The sequence below is a fragment of the Prevotella sp. S7-1-8 genome (assembly GCF_000758925.1).
Lineage (GTDB): Bacteria > Bacteroidota > Bacteroidia > Bacteroidales > Bacteroidaceae > Prevotella.
Genome location: NZ_JRNC01000050.1, coordinates 1 through 19,578, shown reverse-complemented (window position 1 = coordinate 19,578; position 19,578 = coordinate 1). Strand labels below are relative to the sequence as shown.

Sequence of the window (19,578 nt, the reverse complement as noted above, 5' to 3'; positions counted from 1 at the left end):
TTCAGCTATATGACAAGCGTCATTGACGAAGCGAAAAATCCCTTTATTTTATGCGATCACATTACCAGAGGGCACTTAAAAACTATCTCGCCATACCCTTTGTCAGGTTCATCAATCAAGAGCGATCGGGTGGTATCGTGCTTGCCTTGGCGGTGATAGCGGCCCTCGCCTTGGCCAATTCGCCGCTACGTGACGAATATAATCGTTTTTTCGATTATCACTTTGGTTTTATGTTTAATGGCAAGCCGTTCCTCAATTTCAGCGTGGCCCATTGGATTAACGATGGCTTCATGTCCATGTTCTTCTTCGTGGTTGGCCTTGAGCTTAAGTCTGAGTTCATAGGCGGCGAGCTTCGCGACATTCGCAAGGTCACCATACCCGTGGCGGCGGCCCTGTTGGGCATGGTGACCCCCGCCGTTTTGTACCTGCTTCTCAATGGCACCGATCCTGCCGCCAACGGCTGGGGCATCCCCATGGCCACCGACATAGCTTTTGCTTTAGCCGTGGTCTATATGCTTGGAGACCGCGTGCCCATATCGGCCAAGGTGTTTCTCACCACGCTTGCCATCGTGGACGATATAGGAGCCGTTCTCGTCATTGCGCTGTTTTACACCTCTGAGATCTCCTTTGGCAATTTGGCCGTGGGATTTGCCGTGTTGGGGGTGATGTTTTTGGCCAACAGGTTAGGCGTGAAGAACGTGGTGTTTTATGGGTTGCTGGGAATTGGGGGCGTATGGCTGGCCTTTCTGATGTCTGGTATCCACGCCACCATCGCGGCCGTGCTGGCGGCGATGGTAATACCTGCCGACTCGCGTATACCTGAGACGGCTTTCATAGCGCGTATCAAACGCCATGTGCGCCTGTTTGAGAACATGGAGGGCAACGATGTGCGCACCTTGGAACCCGGGCAAGTGGATATTCTCTCCAAAGTATCGGCCGACACCATCCGCGCCGTGCCGCCCTTGCAGCGGCTGGAGCATGGGTTGCACCCTTGGGTGTCGTTTGTGGTCATGCCCATGTTTGCTTTGGCCAATGCCGGCGTGTCTTTCGTTGACATGGACATGAGCGCCATTACCGGCGGCCATGTCGCGGTTGGTGTGTTGGTGGGCCTTTTGGTTGGCAAGCCGTTGGGCATCGCTGCCGCCGTGTGGCTGACAGAGAAGATGGGGCTTGGACGTCGCTCTCGCTCGCTCACATGGCGCAGGGTCGTTGGGTTAAGTTTTTTGGCATCCATCGGCTTCACCATGTCGATGTTTGTCACGATGTTGGCATTTGATGACGTGGCGTTTCAGGTGCAAGCCAAGGTTGGAATCTTCGCCGCCTCAATATTAGGCGGCGTGACAGGTTATCTCATCTTGAGGAAATAAGGTCGCGAAGTCATTGCGCGCGTGCCCATCATCTTGTGTCTTCGTATGGTGATGGGCGTGTTTCGTTATTGGCGGCAACGAGCCATCCATCTGGTTTCGGATGCCGAGTTGTTATTTCCCCTCAGCCCATGTTTGTGTGTGGCAAAGGCCATAATTTATAAGGTGTCCTTATGAGTTACGGCGCTCTCGTGGCGTCTTGCTTTTATGTATCCGAGCGAGTGTCTTTAAGTGGCTGGGCCAAAAACCGGTAATGATATATAAGCAAGCGCCAATAGCGACACTTGTGGCAAGCCGTTGAACGTATATTCTTGCATGTCGCTGCCATGAACGCTTGACGCTTTGCGCCCATCCAACGATAAAAAAAACATGTGGTGGCGAGGATTTCCCCTTTTTTTCTTATATTTGCATGCGTGGTTAACTTCGAGTGAAAACGGAAGTCCACTTGTCATATTTTATAACATAGTTTGGATGTTGAGCGAAGAAACATGACGCATGTGGCCTGTGGCCTGCAACGTGATGTAGTCTTTGACCACAATCTTTATACCCTAAAAATACGCACCGATGAAAAAGATGAATGAAATGATTTCTGTATTGGCTTTGGCAACTGTTTTAAGTATGGCTCCATGTAGTTTTCGTGGCGCTGTTGTCAACATCATTCCCATGCCCGTCAAGCTGTCCATGCAACGCGGAGAGTTTCGCGTGCCAACGCATGTGAGTATAGGTTGCAACTCTGGCGAGAGCCGGACAGTGGGCGAGTATCTCGCAAAAAAAAATAAAAACGTCGACCGGGCACGCAGTGACAGTATCTAATAAGAAAGGTGTCATCAATATAAATATAGACCCGCGTATGCAAATCGACGCCGAGGGTTACAAACTTAAGGTTAGGGCCGATCGTGTCGTGATCAATGCCAAAACCGGCCATGGGGCCTTCCACGGCATGCAAACATTGCTACAGCTTTTGCCGGCGGAGGTAGAGAGCGACCACAAGGTGGACGGCGTGGCATGGGTGGCTCAATGTTGCGACGTAGAGGATTATCCACGGTTTGGCTATCGTGGACTCATGCTTGACCCTTGTCGTCATTTCATCACTGTGGAAAATGTCAAGAAGCAGATAGACGTGATCGCCGCATTGAAGATGAACACACTGCATCTCCACCTGACGGACGACCAAGGCTGGCGGGTGGAAATTAAGAAATATCCCAAGCTCACTACCATTGGTAGCACACGCCATGAAGCAGACGGCACAACATACGGAAACTATTATTATACGCAGGATCAGCTGCGAGAGATTGTTGATTACGCGGCGCAACGCTTTGTCACGGTCATTCCTGAGATAGACCTTCCTGGACATTTCATGGCGGCAATCGCCGCTTATCCGGAATTGTCGTGTACTGGCATTAAGACCACGCCGCGTATCGTTTGGGGTATAGAAGACATCGTGATGTGTCCCGGCAAGGAGGATATTTTTGAATTTTTGGAGAACATATTTCAAGAATTAGCGCCTTTGTTTCCTGGAAAATATTTTCATATAGGCGGTGACGAGTGCCCCAAAAAGATGTGGAAGGCATGCCCGGCCTGTCAAAAGCGTATCAAAGACGAGGGACTTCGGGGGGATGAAAAACGCACGGCCGAGGATAGGCTTCAGAGCTACGTGGTGAAACGTGTGGCGAAAATGTTGGAGAAACATGGCAAGACACCCATAGGATGGGACGAGATCTTGGAAGGAGGGATAAGTGGAAACGTAACGGTGATGTCGTGGCGTGGCATAAAAGGCGGTGTCGAAGCAGCCCAATTAGGCCATGATGTCATTATGAGTCCGGGCTCTAATGGTATGTATCTTGACCATTATCAAGGAGATAGCAAGGTGGAGCCTATAACCATACCCAGTCCGACAAGACCGCTTGAGCTGACCTATAGCTTTGACCCTGTGCCAGATGTTATAAAAAAGGCGGGACTCGATAAGCACATAATAGGCGTGCAGTGTAATTATTGGGCAGAGCACATGTATTCCAACGCCAAAATGGAATATATGATGTATCCGCGCGTTCTGGCGGCGGCGGAGGTGGGATGGTCGCCACTTGAGAAAAAGAACTTTGAAGATTTCCGCAAAAGAGTGGATGCTTTTTGCGTGCGTCTTGACAATCGTCAGGTGAATTATCACATACCACTACCTGAGCAACCTTATGGATCGTGCGACAGGGTGGTGATTACAAAAGATACAACGGTGACATTCAAGACCTCGCGCCCAATGCGAATGGTATATACATTGGACGGCACCGCTCCTACCGCAAAATCAACCACTTATACCGAACCTATCAGGGTGAGCCATGATTGCGTGATCAGCATTGCGACGATTACGCCGTATGGCAAAATGAGTAAGGTGAGAAACGTACAAGTGGTGAGAAAAGAATACACGCCGGCTGTTAATGTGAAAAATGTAAAACCCGGTTTGAAAATGAAACGTACGATGGGATATTTCCAAAATCTGAATGAGTTGGAATGGTCTGAGACTACATGGAAGACATCTGTAATCAGCGCTCTGGAGGACATGAAGGTAAAGCAGGATGATGATTACCTCGTATTGCGTGGCGAAAAATGTTATGCCGCGATTGCCGAAGGTTATGTCAATGTGCCCGAGGATGGTGTGTATTATGTTTCGTCAAGGGTGGACCAAGTGTGGATGGATGGCAAACTGTTGATAGACAATACCGGCGAAGTGAAAGCGCTGTCGCGTCATGACAACAGCGTGGCATTGGCCCAAGGGTTTCATCCAGTCAAGTTCGTTTTTATAGCAAATGTCACAGGAGGATGGCCATCGTGGTGGAACGATTTATACATGCAAATGCGCAAGGACAGCTCCAAGAAGTTTGTAAATGTTAGTAATGACCAATTTTTTTATGAAAATTAGAAGTGGATGGATTGTGTAAAATGCTTTTGACAAAGCTGTGTTGGCATGTGGTATGCAAGTTGGTACGGAAGCAAAAATGAGTGACTAACCCTGTATGCCATTGGTGACGCAAATAAACAGGATTGTTGGTTTAATTGAAAAAATCGGTAAATCAAATAAGCGTGACGATGCTAATCTGTAAAAATGGTTACATAATAATATGTTAATCAAATAAATACCAGATGTGGAAGGGAATATTCTTCGGTATAAAAGAAAAAGAGTTAAACATTTGGATAATAGAAAAATAAGCAGTAATTTTGCACTCGCATTTTGTGGCATTGCCTCATTTTGTTATGTTTTACATTTAAAAATCAAAACCAAAACAACATGATTATTGTACCAGTTAAGGATGGTGAGAACATCGAAAGAGCTCTTAAAAAATTCAAGAGAAAGTTTGAAAGGACAGGTGTTATAAGGGAGCTTCGCACTCGTCAGCAATACGATAAGCCGTCTGTCTTGAAACGTCTCCAGAAAGAGCGCGCCGTCTACGTACAGAAGCTGCGTCAGGAAGAAGAGTAAAAACTTCTTGAAAAATTTGGTAGTTCCAGTAATTTTCCATATATTCGTTGCCAAAAATATCGTGAAAACGAAAAGCGACATCACTTGACAATGATAGAAGAATTTTTGAACTATCTGCGGTATGAGCAGCGACGCTCGTCACTGACGATAAAAAATTATTCGGAAGATTTATACGCTTTTGAATTTTTTTTCAAGAATTTGAACGATCAACTCTCGTGGGAGTCGTTAGACTCGGATGTCATTCGCGATTGGATGGAGAGCATGATGGATAAGGGAAACAATGCCGCGAGTGTGAACAGACGGTTGTCTGCTTTGCGATCCTTTTATCGATTTGCATTTGCGCGGAAATTGGTGAACAAAGATCCGGCGCACCATGTCGCTGGCCCTAAAAAGCGCAAGCCGCTGCCACAGTTCTTGAAAGAGAGCGAGATGGACAGGCTGTTGGATGACACAGAATGGGGAAACGGATATGAGGACGTGCGCGCTCGTACGGTCATCATGATGTTTTACGAAACGGGGATGCGCCTTTCGGAATTGATCGCGCTCAATGACGACGCCGTAGACATGAGCATTGGGCAACTCAAAGTGACAGGCAAGGGCAACAAGCAGCGTTTTATTCCGTTTGAGGAGGAACTGCGCGGGGCGATAGCTCGTTACATCTCGGTGAGAAACAGTGAGGTGAATGCGTTAGACGATGCGTTGTTTTTGACGAAAGAAGGTCGTCGCATGAAACCGTTCCAGGTGCGTAACGAAGTGAAAAAAAAACTTGCGAAGTTTTGCACTTTGAAGAAGTTGTCCCCTCATGTTCTTAGGCATACTTTTGCCACTTCGATGCTCAATCACGGCGCATGTATAGAGAGCATAAAACTGTTGTTGGGACATGAAAGCGTCTCCACCACGGAGATTTACACACATACCACGTTCGAGCAACTTAAACGAGTATATGAAGATGCCCATCCGCGGGCGTGAGTTTAACCTTTAAAATAGGAGGTAACTATGGAAATTAGAATTCAGTCGATTCGCTTCGACGCTACCGAGAAGTTGCAGGCGTTCATCGAAAAGAAGGTCGCCAAGTTGGAAAAAACATTTGAAGATATCCAGAAAGTAGATGTGCAATTAAAAGTTGTGAAACCAGCGGCATCATTAAATAAAGAAACAAGCATTACGGTGTCTGCTCCAGGGGGCAGTCCGCTTTTTGTGGCAAAAACTTGCGATACTTTCGAAGAGGGGGTGGATCAATGTGTAGACGCATTGAAAGTGCAACTTGAGAAATTCAAGGAAAAGTTAAGAAGACGTTGAAAAAATCGTCAAAAAGTTTTGAAGATTAAAAAATAAACAGTATCTTTGCAGCCGTTTTACAACAAATCCTTTGCGAGTGTCGCATAGACCGGCTGCTGGGATATACGCCTCTTTAGCTCAGTTGGCCAGAGCACGTGATTTGTAATCTCGGGGTCGTTGGTTCGAATCCGACAAGAGGCTCTCCACGAAAACTTTTAGGTGGAATTGTTGGAAAATGTTATGGGTGGTTACCAGAGTGGCCAAATGGGGCAGACTGTAAATCTGCTGGCTCTTGCCTACGGTGGTTCGAATCCATCACCACCCACTTCTTCGATCAGGAAGATAAATGCGGAAATAGCTCAGTTGATAGAGCACTAGCCTTCCAAGCTGGGGGTCGCGGGTTTGAGTCCCGTTTTCCGCTCATGGATTTCTTCGCTGTAATAGCTCAGTGGTAGAGCACTTCCTTGGTAAGGAAGAGGTCCCGAGTTCAACTCTCGGTTACAGCTCGAGATTGTGAACTGATAGAAGAGTGTATAGATAAATTTAATTTATTATAATAAAAAAGTAAAGCTATGGCTAAAGAGACGTACGTGCGCACGAAACCGCATGTTAACATTGGTACAATTGGTCACGTTGACCACGGTAAGACTACTCTGACCGCAGCAATTTCTAAGACTTTGCATGAGCGTTTGGGTACGGGTGAAGATGTTAAATCTTTCGATCAGATTGACAATGCTCCCGAGGAGAAAGAGCGTGGTATTACCATCAACTCTTCTCATATTGAATATGAAACAGAAAAGCGTCACTACGCACACGTAGACTGTCCGGGCCACGCTGACTATGTGAAGAACATGGTTACTGGTGCTGCCCAGATGGATGGTGCCATTCTTGTTTGTGCCGCTACGGATGGTCCAATGCCTCAGACGCGTGAGCATGTGTTGCTTGCCCGTCAGGTGAACGTGCCCCGATTGGTTGTCTTCTTGAACAAATGTGATGACCCTGAAGTTGACGAGGAAATGATTGACCTTGTTAAGATGGATGTTCAAGACCTTTTGACTTCTTATGGTTATGAGGAAGATACGCCGATCATTTGTGGATCTGCTCTTGGTGCGCTGAATGGTGTTGAGAAATGGCAAGATTCTATTATGGAATTGATGAACGCCGTTGATACTTGGATTGAGGAGCCAGAGCGCATGGTTGACAAACCTTTCTTGATGCCAGTTGAGGACGTTTTCTCTATCACGGGTCGTGGTACTGTTGCAACAGGTCGTATCGAAACAGGTCGTTGCAAGATTGGTGATGAGGTTCAGCTGCTTGGATTGGGCGAGGACAAGAAATCCACAATTACCGGTGTTGAGATGTTCCGCAAGATTCTTGAGGAAGGTGAAGCTGGTGATAACGTAGGTCTGTTGCTTCGTGGTATAGAGAAAAACGAGGTTAAACGTGGTATGGTGGTTGTGCACCCGGGTGCCATCACGCCTCACGACCACTTCAAGGCTTCGGTTTACGTGCTGAAGAAGGAAGAGGGCGGACGTCACACTCCATTCGGTAACAAATATCGTCCTCAGTTCTACCTTCGCACAATGGACTGCACTGGTGAAATCACTCTTCCAGAAGGCGTAGACATGGTTATGCCTGGTGACAATGTTGAAATCGAGGTCACTTTGATATACCGTGTTGCATTGAACGAAGGTCTCCGTTTCGCTATCCGTGAGGGTGGTCGTACAGTAGGCTCTGGCCAGATTACGGAGATACTTCCTGATGTAAAAGATGTATAATAGCTATTCTTTTCATAGATAATATAAATGTCTCCGCAACTGCGGTTACGGAGACTTTTCTTACGGGTTTAGCTCAGTTGGTAGAGCACTGGTCTCCAAAACCAGGTGTCGAGAGTTCGAATCTTTCAACCCGTGCAAATAAAAAGATAATATGTTTAATAAAACAATAAAGAAAATAGTAGACTATTGCAAGGCATGTTACGATGAGCTTGCGCATAAAACTACTTGGCCAACACGCGCTGAACTTACCCATAGTGCAGTGATTGTATTATCTGCTTCCCTTGTCATTGCTATTGTGGTGTTCGCTTTGGACCTTGTGTTTAAGAACCTAATGGGTGTAATTTATCCAGGTTAATCAATTAAGAAGATGGCTGTAACAGGAAAAAATTGGTATGTACTGCGTGTTGTTAGCGGAAAAGAGGCTAAATTGAAAGATTCTATTGAGGCTGAAATGAAGCACAACAAGCTGCTTGCTGATAATGTTTTTCAAGTGTTAATTCCTATGGAAAAACATGCTACTGTGCGAAACGGCAAACGTGTGGAGAAGGAAAAAACTTCTCTGCCTGGTTACATCTTCGTAGAAGCTGTTCTAATTGGTGACGTGGCTGCTACATTGCGGTTTATGCCTAATTGCTTAGGTTTTATTGGTGGGTTGGATAATCCTAATCCCGTTCCACAATCACAAATCAATCGAATGATTGGTGCCGCTGAAGATACAGGTATGGATAACGAGGTATCTATTCCATATGTTCTTGATGAGACGGTAAAGGTAACAGATGGTCCTTTTTCAGGTTTTGAGGGTGTGATCGAGGAGATCAATTCTGAAAAACATAAATTGAAAGTGATGGTAAAGATCTTTGGACGTAAAACTCCATTAGAGCTTGGTTTTATGCAAGTTGAAAAGGTTGCGGAATAGTTGTTACGGACTAAACTGCGGCTTTATATATTCCAATTTTTTAATTAAAAAGAAATGGCTAAAGAAGTTGCTGGATTAATCAAATTACAGATTAAAGGTGGCGCTGCCAATCCTTCACCTCCCGTTGGGCCCGCTTTAGGTTCCAAAGGTATTAATATCATGGGATTTTGCAAGGAGTTCAACGCCCGTACCCAGGATAAAGCTGGCAAAATTTTGCCAGTTGTTATCACCTACTATACTGACAAGTCATTCAGTTTTGTGATCAAAACTCCTCCCGCTGCTGTTCAGCTCAGAGAGGTCGCGAAAGTAAAATCTGGATCAAGCCAGCCAAATCGTAAAAAAGTCGCTTCTGTTACTTGGGATCAGGTGAGAGCTATTGCCCAAGACAAAATGGCAGACTTGAACTGTTTCACGATACAGAGTGCTATGAGACTTGTCGCAGGTACTGCGCGTAGTATGGGTATAACTGTTAAAGGGGACTTCCCTGAAGAATAATTTAACTTCAATTAAATTAAGTAAAATGAGTAAACTGACAAAAAATCAGAAATCAGTAGCTGATAAGGTTGAAGTGGGGAAGGCATACACATTGAAAGAGGCTTCAGAGTTGGTAAAAGTTGTTACGACTACCAAGTTTGACGCATCTATTGATATGGATGTACGTTTGGGGGTTGACCCTCGCAAAGCTAACCAAATGGTTCGCGGCGTGGTGACGCTTCCTAATGGAACTGGGAAAACGGTTCGCGTTCTCTGTTTGTGCACACCTGATCAGGAGGAGGCTGCCAAGGCGGCTGGCGCTGATTATGTTGGTCTCGATGAATATATCGACAAGATCAAGGGTGGATGGCTTGATATTGATGTCATTATTACGATGCCTTCTTGTATGGGTAAAATAGGTCCGTTGGGTCGTTTCCTCGGTCCTCGTGGCTTGATGCCTAACCCTAAGAGCGGAACTGTAACCATGGACGTCGCAAAAGCTGTCACCGAAGTTAAGCAAGGTAAGATAGATTTCAAAGTTGACAAGGCTGGTATTATCCATTCATCTGTTGGCAAGAGTTCAATGACTGCTGAACAGATTTTTGGTAATGCAAATGAGTTTATCAATACGATAGTACGCTTGAAACCAGCTACCGCAAAGGGCACGTATCTGAAGAGTATCTATATTTCGAGTACTATGAGCCAAGGGATCAGGATAGATCCTAAATCAGTTGAATAACTCTAAAAGTATGCTAATATGAAGAAAGAAATAAAAGATACTATTATTGTTAAGCTTGGCGAGAAGTTGAAGGAATACCCTCATTTCTACTTGGTAGATGTTACCGGGTTGGACGCTGAGGCTACAAGTTCTCTTCGTCGCAAGTGTTTTGAGAAGAAGATAAAAATGGTTGTTGTGAAGAATAATCTTCTTCACAAGGCTTTCGAGGCTTCTGAGATTGATTTTTCTGAACTTTATGGAGTGCTTAAGGGTACAACCGCCGTGATGTTTTGTGAAACTGCAAATGTTCCTGCAAAACTCTTGAAAGACAAGAAAATCGTAAAAGATGGAATTCCTGCTTTTAAGGCTGCTTATGCTGAGGAAGGTTTCTATGTAGGAGCCGACAAGGTTGATGAGTTGTCTGCGTTGAAGAGTAAAAATGAGGTTATTGCGGATATTGTGGCATTGTTACAATCACCTGCAAAGAATGTCATCTCTGCTCTTCAGTCAGGAGGTAATACAATACATGGCGTGCTTAAGACTTTAGGCGAACGTCCAGAGTAAAGAAATAAAGTCGAAAACATAATTTTAACGAAAATAATAAATTTTAGAATAAAATGGCAGATGTTAAAGCTATCGCAGAAGAGTTAGTAAATCTTACTGTTAAGGAAGTTAATGAGTTAGCTACAGTCCTGAAGGACGAGTATGGTATTGAGCCTGCTGCTGCAGCGGTTGCTGTTGCCGCTACCGCTGGTGGTGCTGCCGCTGGTGAAGCCGCAGAGGAGAAAACTTCATTTGATGTTGTTTTGACCGATATTGGCTCTACAAAACTTCAGGTTGTTAAGGCCGTTAAGGAAGCTTGCGGTCTTGGTTTGAAGGATGCTAAGGACCTTGTGGAAAGCGCTCCCGCTACCATCAAGGAGGGTTTGTCCAAGGAAGAAGCTGAGAGCTTGAAGAAAGCTATCGAAGAAGCTGGCGCTAAGGTAGATTTGAAGTAATTAATTTTTAATCGACCAATACTTAGCTTATTTAAAAATAGCTACAGTATTTATCAGCAATCGTACTAAACATGGTTAGGATTTGCCCAGTCGGTAAGTCCTAACCTTTTTGTGTCTCACTCGACATTTCCTTTTTAAATCCAAAAGGATTAATAGGTATTATAACTAATTTTTATTTATGTCAAACGTTATTAATAATCGAGAAAATTTTGTCAGCGTTCATAATCCGTATCCGTATCCGGATTTTCTCGACATCCAGTTGAAGTCGTTTCGGGACTTCCTGCAATTAGATACACCGCCAGAAGAACGCAAGAATGACGGTTTATATAAAGTTTTTGCAGAGAATTTTCCAATTACTGACACGCGCAATAATTTTGTTCTTGAATTTTTAGACTATTATATTGACCCGCCTCGTTACTCTACTGGTGAGTGCTTGGAGCGTGGGCTAACATATAGTGTGCCATTGAAAGCTAAGATGAAGCTGTATTGTACAGATCCTGATCATGAGGATTTTGGTACTTTTATTCAAGATGTTTTTCTCGGTACAATTCCTTACATGACAGACAACGGCACCTTTATTATCAATGGTGCGGAGCGCGTCGTGGTCTCTCAGCTACACCGTTCTCCGGGTGTTTTCTTCGGTCAAGGAGTTCATGCCAACGGCACAGTATTGTATAGCGCGCGCATCATTCCTTTTAAAGGCTCATGGATAGAGTTTGCGACCGATATTAATAACGTTATGTATGCGTACATCGACCGCAAGAAAAAACTTCCCGTCACCACCTTGCTTCGTGCTATAGGTTATGAGAGTGACAAGGATATTTTGCAGATATTTGACCTTGCTGAAGAGATAAAGGTTCTCAAGCGCAATCGTAAGGAGCTTATTGGTCGTCAATTAGCTGCTCGTGTCTTAAAGAGCTGGAATGAGGATTTTGTAGATGAGGATACGGGCGAGGTTGTTACCGTGGAGCGCAACGAGGTGATATTGGAGCGTGAGACAGAAATTACAGCTGACAATTTCGACGAAATACTTGAAAGTGGCGTTTCCACAGTACTCGTTCACAAGAATGCTGAGGTTGCCAGCAAGTTTGACATTATATTTGAGACACTTAAGAAAGATACGAGCAACTCTGGTAGAGAGGCCGTAAATTATATTTACCGTCAACTAAGAAATGCTGACCCTGCTGACGACGCCAGCGCTCGCGAGGTGTTTCAAAATCTATTTTTCTCTGACAAGAGATATGATTTAGGCGAGGTTGGACGGTATCGCATAAACAAGAAACTTGGCGAGGACATCAGTATGGAAACTCGCGTGCTTACCAAGGAGGATATTATCGAGATTATCAAATACCTGATAAAACTTATCCACTCTAACGCCGTGGTTGATGATATAGACCACTTGTCTAATCGTCGTGTACGCACGGTAGGTGAGCAGTTGGCAAATCAGTTTTCTATTGGCTTGGCTCGTATGAGCAGGACGATCCGTGAGCGCATGAACGTTCGTGACAATGAAGTGTTTACGCCTACGGATTTGATAAATGCCAAAACTATTTCCAGTGTTATCAATTCTTTCTTTGGCACTAATCCGTTGAGCCAGTTCATGGACCAGACGAACCCTCTTGCTGAGGTTACGCACAAACGCCGCCTTTCCGCACTTGGTCCTGGTGGTCTTTCGCGTGAGCGCGCTGGCTTTGAGGTGCGTGACGTGCATTATACTCACTATGGTCGTCTTTGTCCTATCGAGTCGCCAGAAGGTCCGAACATTGGCTTGATCTCTTCACTCTGCGTTTATGCCACAATTAATGAGCTTGGTTTTATAGAAACACCATATCGCAAGGTTGAGAATAAAAAGGTGGATATGGACAATGACGATGTCACCTATATGACCGCCGAGGAAGAGGAGGGACAATATGTTGCTCAAGGTAATGCGCCGTTGAATACAGACGGAACTTTCATCCGTGATTTTGTTCATTGTCGTTTTGCCGCGGATTTCCCGGTTGTGAATCCAGAGGAAGTTACTTTGATGGACGTTTCGCCCCAGCAGATAGCGTCAGTAAGTGCGGCTCTGATTCCTTTCCTTGAGCATGATGATGGTCACCGTGCGCTGATGGGATGCAATATGATGCGCCAAGCTGTTCCTTTGCTTCACAATGACGCGCCAATAGTTGGTACCGGTCTTGAAAAACAGGTTTGTGAAGACAGTCGTACAATGATAATGGCCGAAGGTGACGGTGTGGTGGAATATGTAGACGCCACGACGATTAGGATACTCTATGACCGTACGGAGGAGGATGAGTTTGTAAGTTTTGAGCCTGCTATCAAGGAATATAGCATTCCTAAATTCCGCAGAACCAACCAAAATATGACAATAGACCTTCGTCCTATCTGCGCGAAAGGTCAGCGTGTCCAGAAGGGTGACATTCTCACCGAGGGCTATGCCACGGAGAATGGAGAATTAGCTTTGGGTCGGAACCTTTTGGTTGCTTACATGCCATGGAAAGGTTACAACTATGAAGATGCGGTTGTTATTTCTGAGCGTATGGTGCGCGAGGACGTGCTCACCTCGGTTCATGTGGATGAATATTCTTTGGACGTGCGTGAGACCAAACGTGGCGTAGAGGTGCTTACGAATGATATACCTAATGTCAGTGAGGAGGCCACCAAGGACTTGGACGAGAATGGCATTGTCCGTATAGGCAGCCGCATAGAGCCGGGCGATATTATGATTGGTAAAATTTCGCCAAAGGGTGAAAGCGATCCATCGCCGGAAGAGAAGCTGTTGCGTGCCATTTTTGGAGACAAGGCCGGAGACGTGAAAGACTCCTCGCTCAAGGCCAACCCATCTTTGAGTGGAGTTGTAATTGACAAGAAGTTGTTCTCTCGCGCGGAGAAAACACGTGAGTCTAAGAAGAAAGACAAACTGTTGCTTCAAAAAATAGACGAAGAGTACGAGGCAAAAGGCGATGAGTTGAAGAATATGCTCGTTGACAAGCTGATGACCTTGACGGAGGACAAGACATCACAAGGCGTAAAAGATTACACCGATGCCGAAATCATCACCAAGGGCAGCAAATTTACCATTGCATCACTGAAAAACCTCGAATACGATGGGATACAGAGTAATGGGTGGACGGACGATGAGCATACCAATAGCCTTATTCGAAGACTTATAGTGAACTATATCCATAAGTACAAGCAGCTCGCCGCGGAGCAAAACCGTCGTAAATTCGCGATTACTATTGGCGACGAGCTTCCTTCGGGCGTGCTCAAAATGGCCAAGGTTTACATTGCCAAGAAACGTAAGATCCAAGTTGGCGACAAGTTGGCTGGTCGTCACGGTAACAAGGGTATAGTCTCCAAGATCGTGCGCATGGAAGACATGCCTTTCCTTGAGGACGGACGGCCTGTTGACTTGGTTCTTAATCCTATGGGCGTTCCCTCACGTATGAACCTTGGTCAAATATTCGAGGCAATCTTGGGAGCCGCTGGAAAGAAGTTAGGCAAGAAGTTCGCCACTCCCATTTTCGATGGCGCCAAGCTTGATGACCTTAGGGAATGGACTGAAAAGGCTGGCCTGCCTAATCTGTGCTCTACTTATATATATGATGGAGAGACTGGTGAGCGTTTCGACCAGCCCGCTACTGTAGGTATCACTTACTTCTTGAAATTGGGACACATGGTAGAGGATAAGATGCACGCTCGTTCCATAGGTCCGTACTCGCTTATCACCCAACAGCCGCTTGGTGGTAAAGCCCAATTTGGAGGACAGCGATTTGGAGAGATGGAGGTTTGGGCCCTCGAGGGATTTGGGGCCAGCCACGTGCTTCAAGAGATGCTCACCATTAAGAGCGACGATGTCACGGGACGTTCCAAATCTTACGAGGCAATTGTCAAAGGTGACCCAATGCCAACTCCTGGTATCCCAGAGTCTTTGAACGTGCTCTTGCATGAGCTGCGGGGTCTTGGCTTAAGCGTTAAGATGGATTAATAAGAATACTGAAAAGTTAGAAATATGGCTTTCAAAAAAGATACAAAGGTAAAAACTAATTTTACGAAGATAACCATTGGCCTTGCCTCGCCCGAGGAGGTCAAGGAAAATTCGTATGGTGAGGTCACCAAGCCCGAAACCATCAATTATCGTACGTATAAACCCGAGAGAGACGGTCTCTTTTGTGAAAAGATTTTTGGTCCTACAAAAGATTACGAATGCGCTTGCGGAAAATACAAGCGCATCCGTTACAAAGGCATCGTCTGCGATCGTTGTGGCGTAGAGGTAACCGAGAAAAAAGTGCGCCGTGAGCGAAGCGGGCATATTGAGTTGGTTGTGCCTGTGGCTCATATTTGGTATTTCCGCTCGTTGCCCAATAAGATAGGTTACTTGTTGGGACTGCCTACAAAAAAATTGGACTCGGTCATTTATTACGAGAAATATATAGTTATCAAACCGGGAGCGTTGGCAGGCGCCAAGGATGCCGAGGGAGTGGAAGAACTCAACGGTTCTCACCAGTTTGACTTGCTTTCCGAAGATGAATATCTTGACATAATTGACAACAGGCTTGACCCTAACAATGACTACTTGGACGATGAGGATCCTAACAAGTTCATTGCCAAGATGGGTGCGGAGGCCGTGCTTGATCTGTTGCGCGACCTTGACTTGGACTCTTTGAGCTATGAACTTCGCGACCGCGCTAACAATGACACAAGTCAGATGCGCAAGACAGAGGCCTTAAAACGCCTTCAGGTTGTAGAGGCTTTTCGTGGTTCCAAGAATATCAACAAGCCCGAGTGGATGATACTAAAGATCATCCCCGTTATTCCTCCAGAACTTCGTCCGTTGGTTCCGTTGGATGGTGGCCGTTTTGCCACCTCAGACCTGAACGATCTTTATCGCCGTGTCATCATTCGCAACAATCGATTGAAGAGACTCATGGAGATCAAGGCCCCGGAGGTGATACTTCGTAACGAGAAGCGTATGTTGCAAGAGGCCGTAGACTCTTTGTTTGATAACAGTCGTAAGGCCAGCGCGGTCAAGAGCGAGTCCAACCGTCCTCTTAAATCGCTTTCAGACTCTCTGAAAGGCAAGCAGGGACGTTTCCGCCAAAACCTTCTCGGAAAACGTGTGGACTATTCCGCCCGCTCGGTTATCGTTGTGGGCCCAGAGCTAAAGATAGGCGAGTGTGGTTTGCCCAAGTTGATGGCGGCCGAGCTTTACAAGCCGTTTATTATACGCAAGCTCATAGAGCGCGGTATCGTCAAGACCGTCAAGAGCGCCAAGAAAATCGTGGATCGTCGCGAGCCCGTCATTTGGGACATCCTTGAGAATGTGATGAAAGGGCATCCCGTGCTTCTAAACCGCGCCCCTACGCTTCACCGTCTGTCGGTAATGGCGTTCCAACCCAAACTTATCGAGGGCAAGGCCATACAGCTTCACCCATTGGCTTGTACGCCGTTCAACGCCGACTTTGATGGTGACCAGATGGCCGTTCACCTTCCTTTGAGCAACGAGGCGGTTCTTGAAGCCCAGATACTCATGCTTCAGAGCCACAACATCCTCAACCCCGCCAATGGCGCGCCTGTCACCGTTCCGTCACAGGACATGGTGTTGGGTCTGTATTATATCACCAAGGCTCGTCCTGGCGCCAAAGGTGAGGGGCTCACGTTCTATGATACGGAAGAGGCGATTATCGCTCACAACGAGGGACGGTGCGACGAGCACGCTCTTGTTAATTGCTATGTGGACGATGTCGTGGACAGACAACCTGTTCGCCATATGGTCGAGACCACTGTCGGTCGTATTATTGTTAATGAAATCATCCCGAAAGAGATAGGTTTCTTCAATGGCATTATCTCCAAGAAATCATTACGCGGCCTTATAGCCGACGTCATCACCACCGTGGGCATGGCGCGCGCTTGCACGTTCCTTGATGGTGTGAAGGATTTGGGTTATCGCATGTCATACGTGGCAGGTCTCTCGTTTAACCTTGACGACATCATTGTTCCCGCGGAGAAGAAAGAGTTGGTCAAGAAAGGCCAAGACGAGGTTGACGAGGTAACCGCCAATTTCGACATGGGTCTTATTACGGACAAGGAGCGTTACAATCAAGTTATCGACGCGTGGACGCACGTCAATGATAATCTCAAGAAAGCCGTGATGAAACATATGACGGAAGACGACCAAGGCTTCAATGCCGTGTACATGATGCTCGACTCCGGAGCTCGTGGTTCCGCGGACCAAATTGCGCAGCTTGCCGGCATGCGTGGCCTTATGGCCAAGCCGCAAAAAGCTGGAGCGGAGGGCAACTCTATCATAGAGAACCCTATCCTGAACAACTTGAAGGAGGGAATGTCCGTGCAAGAGTACTTCATTGCTTCGCACGGCGCCCGCAAAGGTCTTGCCGACACCGCCATGAAGACTGCCGACGCCGGTTATCTCACCCGTAGATTGGTAGACGTGTCCCATGATGTTATTATCAACGAGGAAGACTGTGGCACGCTTCGCGGTTTGGAGTGTCGGGCCCTTAAAGATGGAGACGAGGTCATCTCCACATTGTCCGAGCGCATCTTGGGTCGCGTGTCTGTTCACGATGTTGTCAACCCCCATACCAACGAGGTTATTGTCGAGGCCGGTGAGGAAATCACCGAGTACAAGGCCCAAGCCATAGAGGCGGCGCAGGTTGAGATGGTAGAGATACGCTCCGTTCTCACTTGCGAGAGCAAGAAAGGCGTATGCCGAAAGTGTTATGGTCGCAACTTGGCATCTTCTCGTATGGTGCAGATTGGCGAGGCCGTGGGCGTCATTGCCGCGCAAGCTATTGGCGAGCCGGGCACACAGCTCACCCTTCGTACATTCCACTCCGGTGGCGTGGCCGAGAACGCTGCGGCCAATGCCAACATGAAGTCCAAGTATGATGCCAAGCTCAAATTTGACGGCTTGCGTACAGTTCCTTTCGTAGACAAGACAGGCGACACCGAGAGAGAGTGCCAGATGGTCGTAAGCCGTTTGGCCGAGGTGCAATTTGTCGACCAGAACACGGATATTGTTCTTGCCGTCCTCAACGTTCCTTATGGTAGCTCGCTGTTCTTCAAGAACGGAGACACAGTCAAGAAAGGCGACATTATTTGTAAGTGGGACCCCTTCAACGCTGTTATAGTCAGTGAATATGCTGGTACGTTGCGTTTCCGTAACGTCATTGAGGGCGTCACCTATAAAGCTGAGACCGACGAGACCTCTGGTATGACCGAGCGCATTATCATAGAGTCGCGTGAGCACAATATGGTTCCAATGGTAGACGTTCTCAATTCCGATGGAGAGGTCCTTGGCACGTATTCCTTCCCTGTAGGCGGTCACATTGCCAATATCGAGGATGGGCAGACCATTTCCACGGGTGTCACTCTTGTGCGTATATCGCGTTCAGTGTTTAGCGCGGGTGGTATCACTGGTGGCTTGCCGCGTGTCACCGAGCTTTTTGAGGCGCGAAACCCCTCTAACCCTGCCGTTGTTTCAGAGATTGATGGCGAGGTCACCATGGGCAAGCTCAAACGAGGAAACCGCGAGGTTATAGTGACGTCCAAGACTGGTGAGCAGCGCAAGTATCTCGTGCCTCTGTCACGTCAGATCTTGGTGCAAGAGCACGATGCTGTCCGCGCTGGCACGGCGCTCTCCGATGGTGAGATTACGCCGAATGACATTCTTGCCATCAAGGGTCCCACGGCGGTGCAAGAGTATATCGTCAACGAGGTGCAAAACGTTTATCGATTGCAGGGAGTGAAGATCAATGATAAGCATTTCGAGATAATTGTACGTCAGATGATGCGCAAAGTACGCATTGACGATCCCGGCGACACCACGTTCTTGGAGCAGGAACTTGTAGACAAACTTGACTTTGCCGAGGAGAACGATCGTATCTGGGGTAAGAAAGTTGTCATAGACGCTGGCGATTCTGACAATATGAAGAAAGGCCAAATCATCACCGCTCGCAAACTTCGTGACGAGAACTCCAGTCTCAAGCGTCGAGACCTTCGCCCCGTGCAAGTTAGAGATGCCGTGCCTGCCACCTCCACCCAAATCCTTCAGGGCATCACGCGTGCCGCTTTGGGTACGAAGAGTTTCATGAGCGCCGCTTCTTTCCAAGAGACCACCAAGGTTCTCAACGAGGCGGCCATACGTGGAAAGGTAGACGCTTTGGAGGGCATGAAAGAAAATGTGATATGCGGTCACCTCATCCCTGCCGGCACTGGTATGCGCGCTTGGGACAAGATAATCGTAGGGTCCAAGGAGGAGTACGAGCGCATGGAGGCTAACAAGAAGAACGTACTCGACTATGCCGATCAGGTAAACGCGGAGTAAATACATTCCATCAATCATCATAAGAAGGTCGTAAGCTAAGTTTCTTAGTTTTACGGCCTTCTTTTGTTTTTGCCATAAAGAGACGTTGTGGTCAGGCTGTCTTTCCATGTTACCCCAGCCGCGCGTATAGTTACATCTATAGGTTCTCTATAAGTAGGGTCTGCTAATTTATTTCTTTCATACAACCTTGTGGTGTGGGTAATACAGCCTCCATGCTGTCAAAAATGCTCATAATT

The 19,578-nt window shown here is 46.7% G+C and carries 15 protein-coding genes and 5 tRNA genes; all 20 read left to right on the top strand.

Annotated elements, in window-relative coordinates:
• Positions 1-50 precede the first annotated feature (50 nt).
• The 20 genes from nhaA to rpoC all read left to right on the top strand — a co-directional run bounded on the left by nhaA (position 51) and on the right by rpoC (position 19,342).
• A complete protein-coding gene (nhaA, locus tag HMPREF1640_RS08450; protein WP_036893883.1) occupies positions 51-1,367 on the top strand; it encodes a Na+/H+ antiporter NhaA in 1,317 nt (438 codons plus the stop codon).
• A gap of 561 nt (positions 1,368-1,928) precedes the next feature.
• Positions 1,929-2,177: a glycoside hydrolase family 20 zincin-like fold domain-containing protein gene (locus HMPREF1640_RS13715; RefSeq protein WP_231565870.1), complete on the top strand. Its 249-nt coding sequence runs from the start codon at positions 1,929-1,931 to the stop codon at positions 2,175-2,177.
• The gene (locus HMPREF1640_RS08440) at positions 2,164-4,275 is read left to right on the top strand and encodes a family 20 glycosylhydrolase (RefSeq protein ID WP_231565869.1); all 2,112 of its coding nucleotides are present in this window, start codon (positions 2,164-2,166) and stop codon (positions 4,273-4,275) included. Before HMPREF1640_RS13715 ends, HMPREF1640_RS08440 begins: the two co-directional genes overlap by 14 nt.
• Positions 4,276-4,641: 366 nt before the next feature.
• A complete protein-coding gene (gene rpsU, locus HMPREF1640_RS08435) occupies positions 4,642-4,833 on the top strand; it encodes a 30S ribosomal protein S21 (protein WP_036893881.1) in 192 nt (63 codons plus the stop codon).
• 90 nt (positions 4,834-4,923) lie between these two features.
• Entirely contained in the window at positions 4,924-5,802 is an 879-nt protein-coding gene (locus HMPREF1640_RS08430; RefSeq protein ID WP_036893880.1) for a tyrosine-type recombinase/integrase, read from the top strand.
• A gap of 27 nt (positions 5,803-5,829) precedes the next feature.
• Positions 5,830-6,132: a ribosome hibernation-promoting factor, HPF/YfiA family gene (gene hpf, locus HMPREF1640_RS08425; RefSeq protein ID WP_036893878.1), complete on the top strand. Its 303-nt coding sequence runs from the start codon at positions 5,830-5,832 to the stop codon at positions 6,130-6,132.
• 106 nt (positions 6,133-6,238) lie between these two features.
• Positions 6,239-6,312 (top strand) — tRNA-Thr (locus HMPREF1640_RS08420).
• 41 nt (positions 6,313-6,353) lie between these two features.
• Positions 6,354-6,436 (top strand) — tRNA-Tyr (locus HMPREF1640_RS08415).
• 23 nt (positions 6,437-6,459) lie between these two features.
• Positions 6,460-6,532: transfer RNA gene (locus tag HMPREF1640_RS08410), tRNA-Gly, on the top strand.
• Positions 6,533-6,545: 13 nt separating this feature from the next.
• A tRNA-Thr gene (locus HMPREF1640_RS08405) sits at positions 6,546-6,617 on the top strand.
• Between the two features lie 66 nt (positions 6,618-6,683).
• Positions 6,684-7,889, top strand: a complete 1,206-nt coding sequence (tuf, locus tag HMPREF1640_RS08400; protein ID WP_036893877.1) for an elongation factor Tu — start codon at positions 6,684-6,686, stop codon at positions 7,887-7,889.
• Positions 7,890-7,951: 62 nt separating this feature from the next.
• Positions 7,952-8,024, top strand: a tRNA-Trp gene (locus tag HMPREF1640_RS08395).
• Positions 8,025-8,040: 16 nt separating this feature from the next.
• The gene (gene secE / locus HMPREF1640_RS08390; protein ID WP_036893875.1) at positions 8,041-8,244 is read left to right on the top strand and encodes a preprotein translocase subunit SecE; all 204 of its coding nucleotides are present in this window, start codon (positions 8,041-8,043) and stop codon (positions 8,242-8,244) included.
• A gap of 12 nt (positions 8,245-8,256) precedes the next feature.
• On the top strand, positions 8,257-8,805 hold the full coding sequence (nusG, locus tag HMPREF1640_RS08385; protein ID WP_036893873.1) for a transcription termination/antitermination protein NusG: 549 nt from the start codon (positions 8,257-8,259) through the stop codon (positions 8,803-8,805).
• Positions 8,806-8,859: 54 nt separating this feature from the next.
• The gene (gene rplK / locus HMPREF1640_RS08380) at positions 8,860-9,300 is read left to right on the top strand and encodes a 50S ribosomal protein L11 (RefSeq protein WP_036893872.1); all 441 of its coding nucleotides are present in this window, start codon (positions 8,860-8,862) and stop codon (positions 9,298-9,300) included.
• Positions 9,301-9,325: 25 nt separating this feature from the next.
• On the top strand, positions 9,326-10,018 hold the full coding sequence (gene rplA, locus HMPREF1640_RS08375) for a 50S ribosomal protein L1 (protein WP_036893871.1): 693 nt from the start codon (positions 9,326-9,328) through the stop codon (positions 10,016-10,018).
• Between the two features lie 18 nt (positions 10,019-10,036).
• On the top strand, positions 10,037-10,561 hold the full coding sequence (rplJ, locus tag HMPREF1640_RS08370) for a 50S ribosomal protein L10 (protein WP_036893870.1): 525 nt from the start codon (positions 10,037-10,039) through the stop codon (positions 10,559-10,561).
• A gap of 53 nt (positions 10,562-10,614) precedes the next feature.
• Positions 10,615-10,995 carry a 50S ribosomal protein L7/L12 gene (gene rplL / locus HMPREF1640_RS08365; protein WP_036893869.1) on the top strand — a complete coding sequence of 127 codons (381 nt, stop codon included), beginning with the start codon at positions 10,615-10,617 and terminating at the stop codon, positions 10,993-10,995.
• A gap of 178 nt (positions 10,996-11,173) precedes the next feature.
• Entirely contained in the window at positions 11,174-14,983 is a 3,810-nt protein-coding gene (gene rpoB / locus HMPREF1640_RS08360; protein WP_036893867.1) for a DNA-directed RNA polymerase subunit beta, read from the top strand.
• Between the two features lie 24 nt (positions 14,984-15,007).
• Positions 15,008-19,342, top strand: a complete 4,335-nt coding sequence (gene rpoC / locus HMPREF1640_RS08355; protein WP_036893866.1) for a DNA-directed RNA polymerase subunit beta' — start codon at positions 15,008-15,010, stop codon at positions 19,340-19,342.
• Positions 19,343-19,578 lie beyond the last annotated feature (236 nt).

What these genes read in the sequence shown, in the direction of transcription:
- rplK (WP_036893872.1), top strand. Translation starts at nt 8,860, where the DNA reads ATGGCTAAAGAAGTTGCTGGATTAATCAAATTACAGATTAAAGGTGGC.
- rplJ (WP_036893870.1), top strand. Translation starts at nt 10,037, where the DNA reads ATGAAGAAAGAAATAAAAGATACTATTATTGTTAAGCTTGGCGAGAAG.
- tuf (WP_036893877.1), top strand. Translation starts at nt 6,684, where the DNA reads ATGGCTAAAGAGACGTACGTGCGCACGAAACCGCATGTTAACATTGGT.
- HMPREF1640_RS08430 (WP_036893880.1), top strand. Translation starts at nt 4,924, where the DNA reads ATGATAGAAGAATTTTTGAACTATCTGCGGTATGAGCAGCGACGCTCG.
- nusG (WP_036893873.1), top strand. Translation starts at nt 8,257, where the DNA reads ATGGCTGTAACAGGAAAAAATTGGTATGTACTGCGTGTTGTTAGCGGA.
- rplL (WP_036893869.1), top strand. Translation starts at nt 10,615, where the DNA reads ATGGCAGATGTTAAAGCTATCGCAGAAGAGTTAGTAAATCTTACTGTT.
- secE (WP_036893875.1), top strand. Translation starts at nt 8,041, where the DNA reads ATGTTTAATAAAACAATAAAGAAAATAGTAGACTATTGCAAGGCATGT.
- rpsU (WP_036893881.1), top strand. Translation starts at nt 4,642, where the DNA reads ATGATTATTGTACCAGTTAAGGATGGTGAGAACATCGAAAGAGCTCTT.
- hpf (WP_036893878.1), top strand. Translation starts at nt 5,830, where the DNA reads ATGGAAATTAGAATTCAGTCGATTCGCTTCGACGCTACCGAGAAGTTG.
- HMPREF1640_RS13715 (WP_231565870.1), top strand. Translation starts at nt 1,929, where the DNA reads ATGAAAAAGATGAATGAAATGATTTCTGTATTGGCTTTGGCAACTGTT.
- rpoC (WP_036893866.1), top strand. Translation starts at nt 15,008, where the DNA reads ATGGCTTTCAAAAAAGATACAAAGGTAAAAACTAATTTTACGAAGATA.
- nhaA (WP_036893883.1), top strand. Translation starts at nt 51, where the DNA reads ATGCGATCACATTACCAGAGGGCACTTAAAAACTATCTCGCCATACCC.
- rplA (WP_036893871.1), top strand. Translation starts at nt 9,326, where the DNA reads ATGAGTAAACTGACAAAAAATCAGAAATCAGTAGCTGATAAGGTTGAA.
- rpoB (WP_036893867.1), top strand. Translation starts at nt 11,174, where the DNA reads ATGTCAAACGTTATTAATAATCGAGAAAATTTTGTCAGCGTTCATAAT.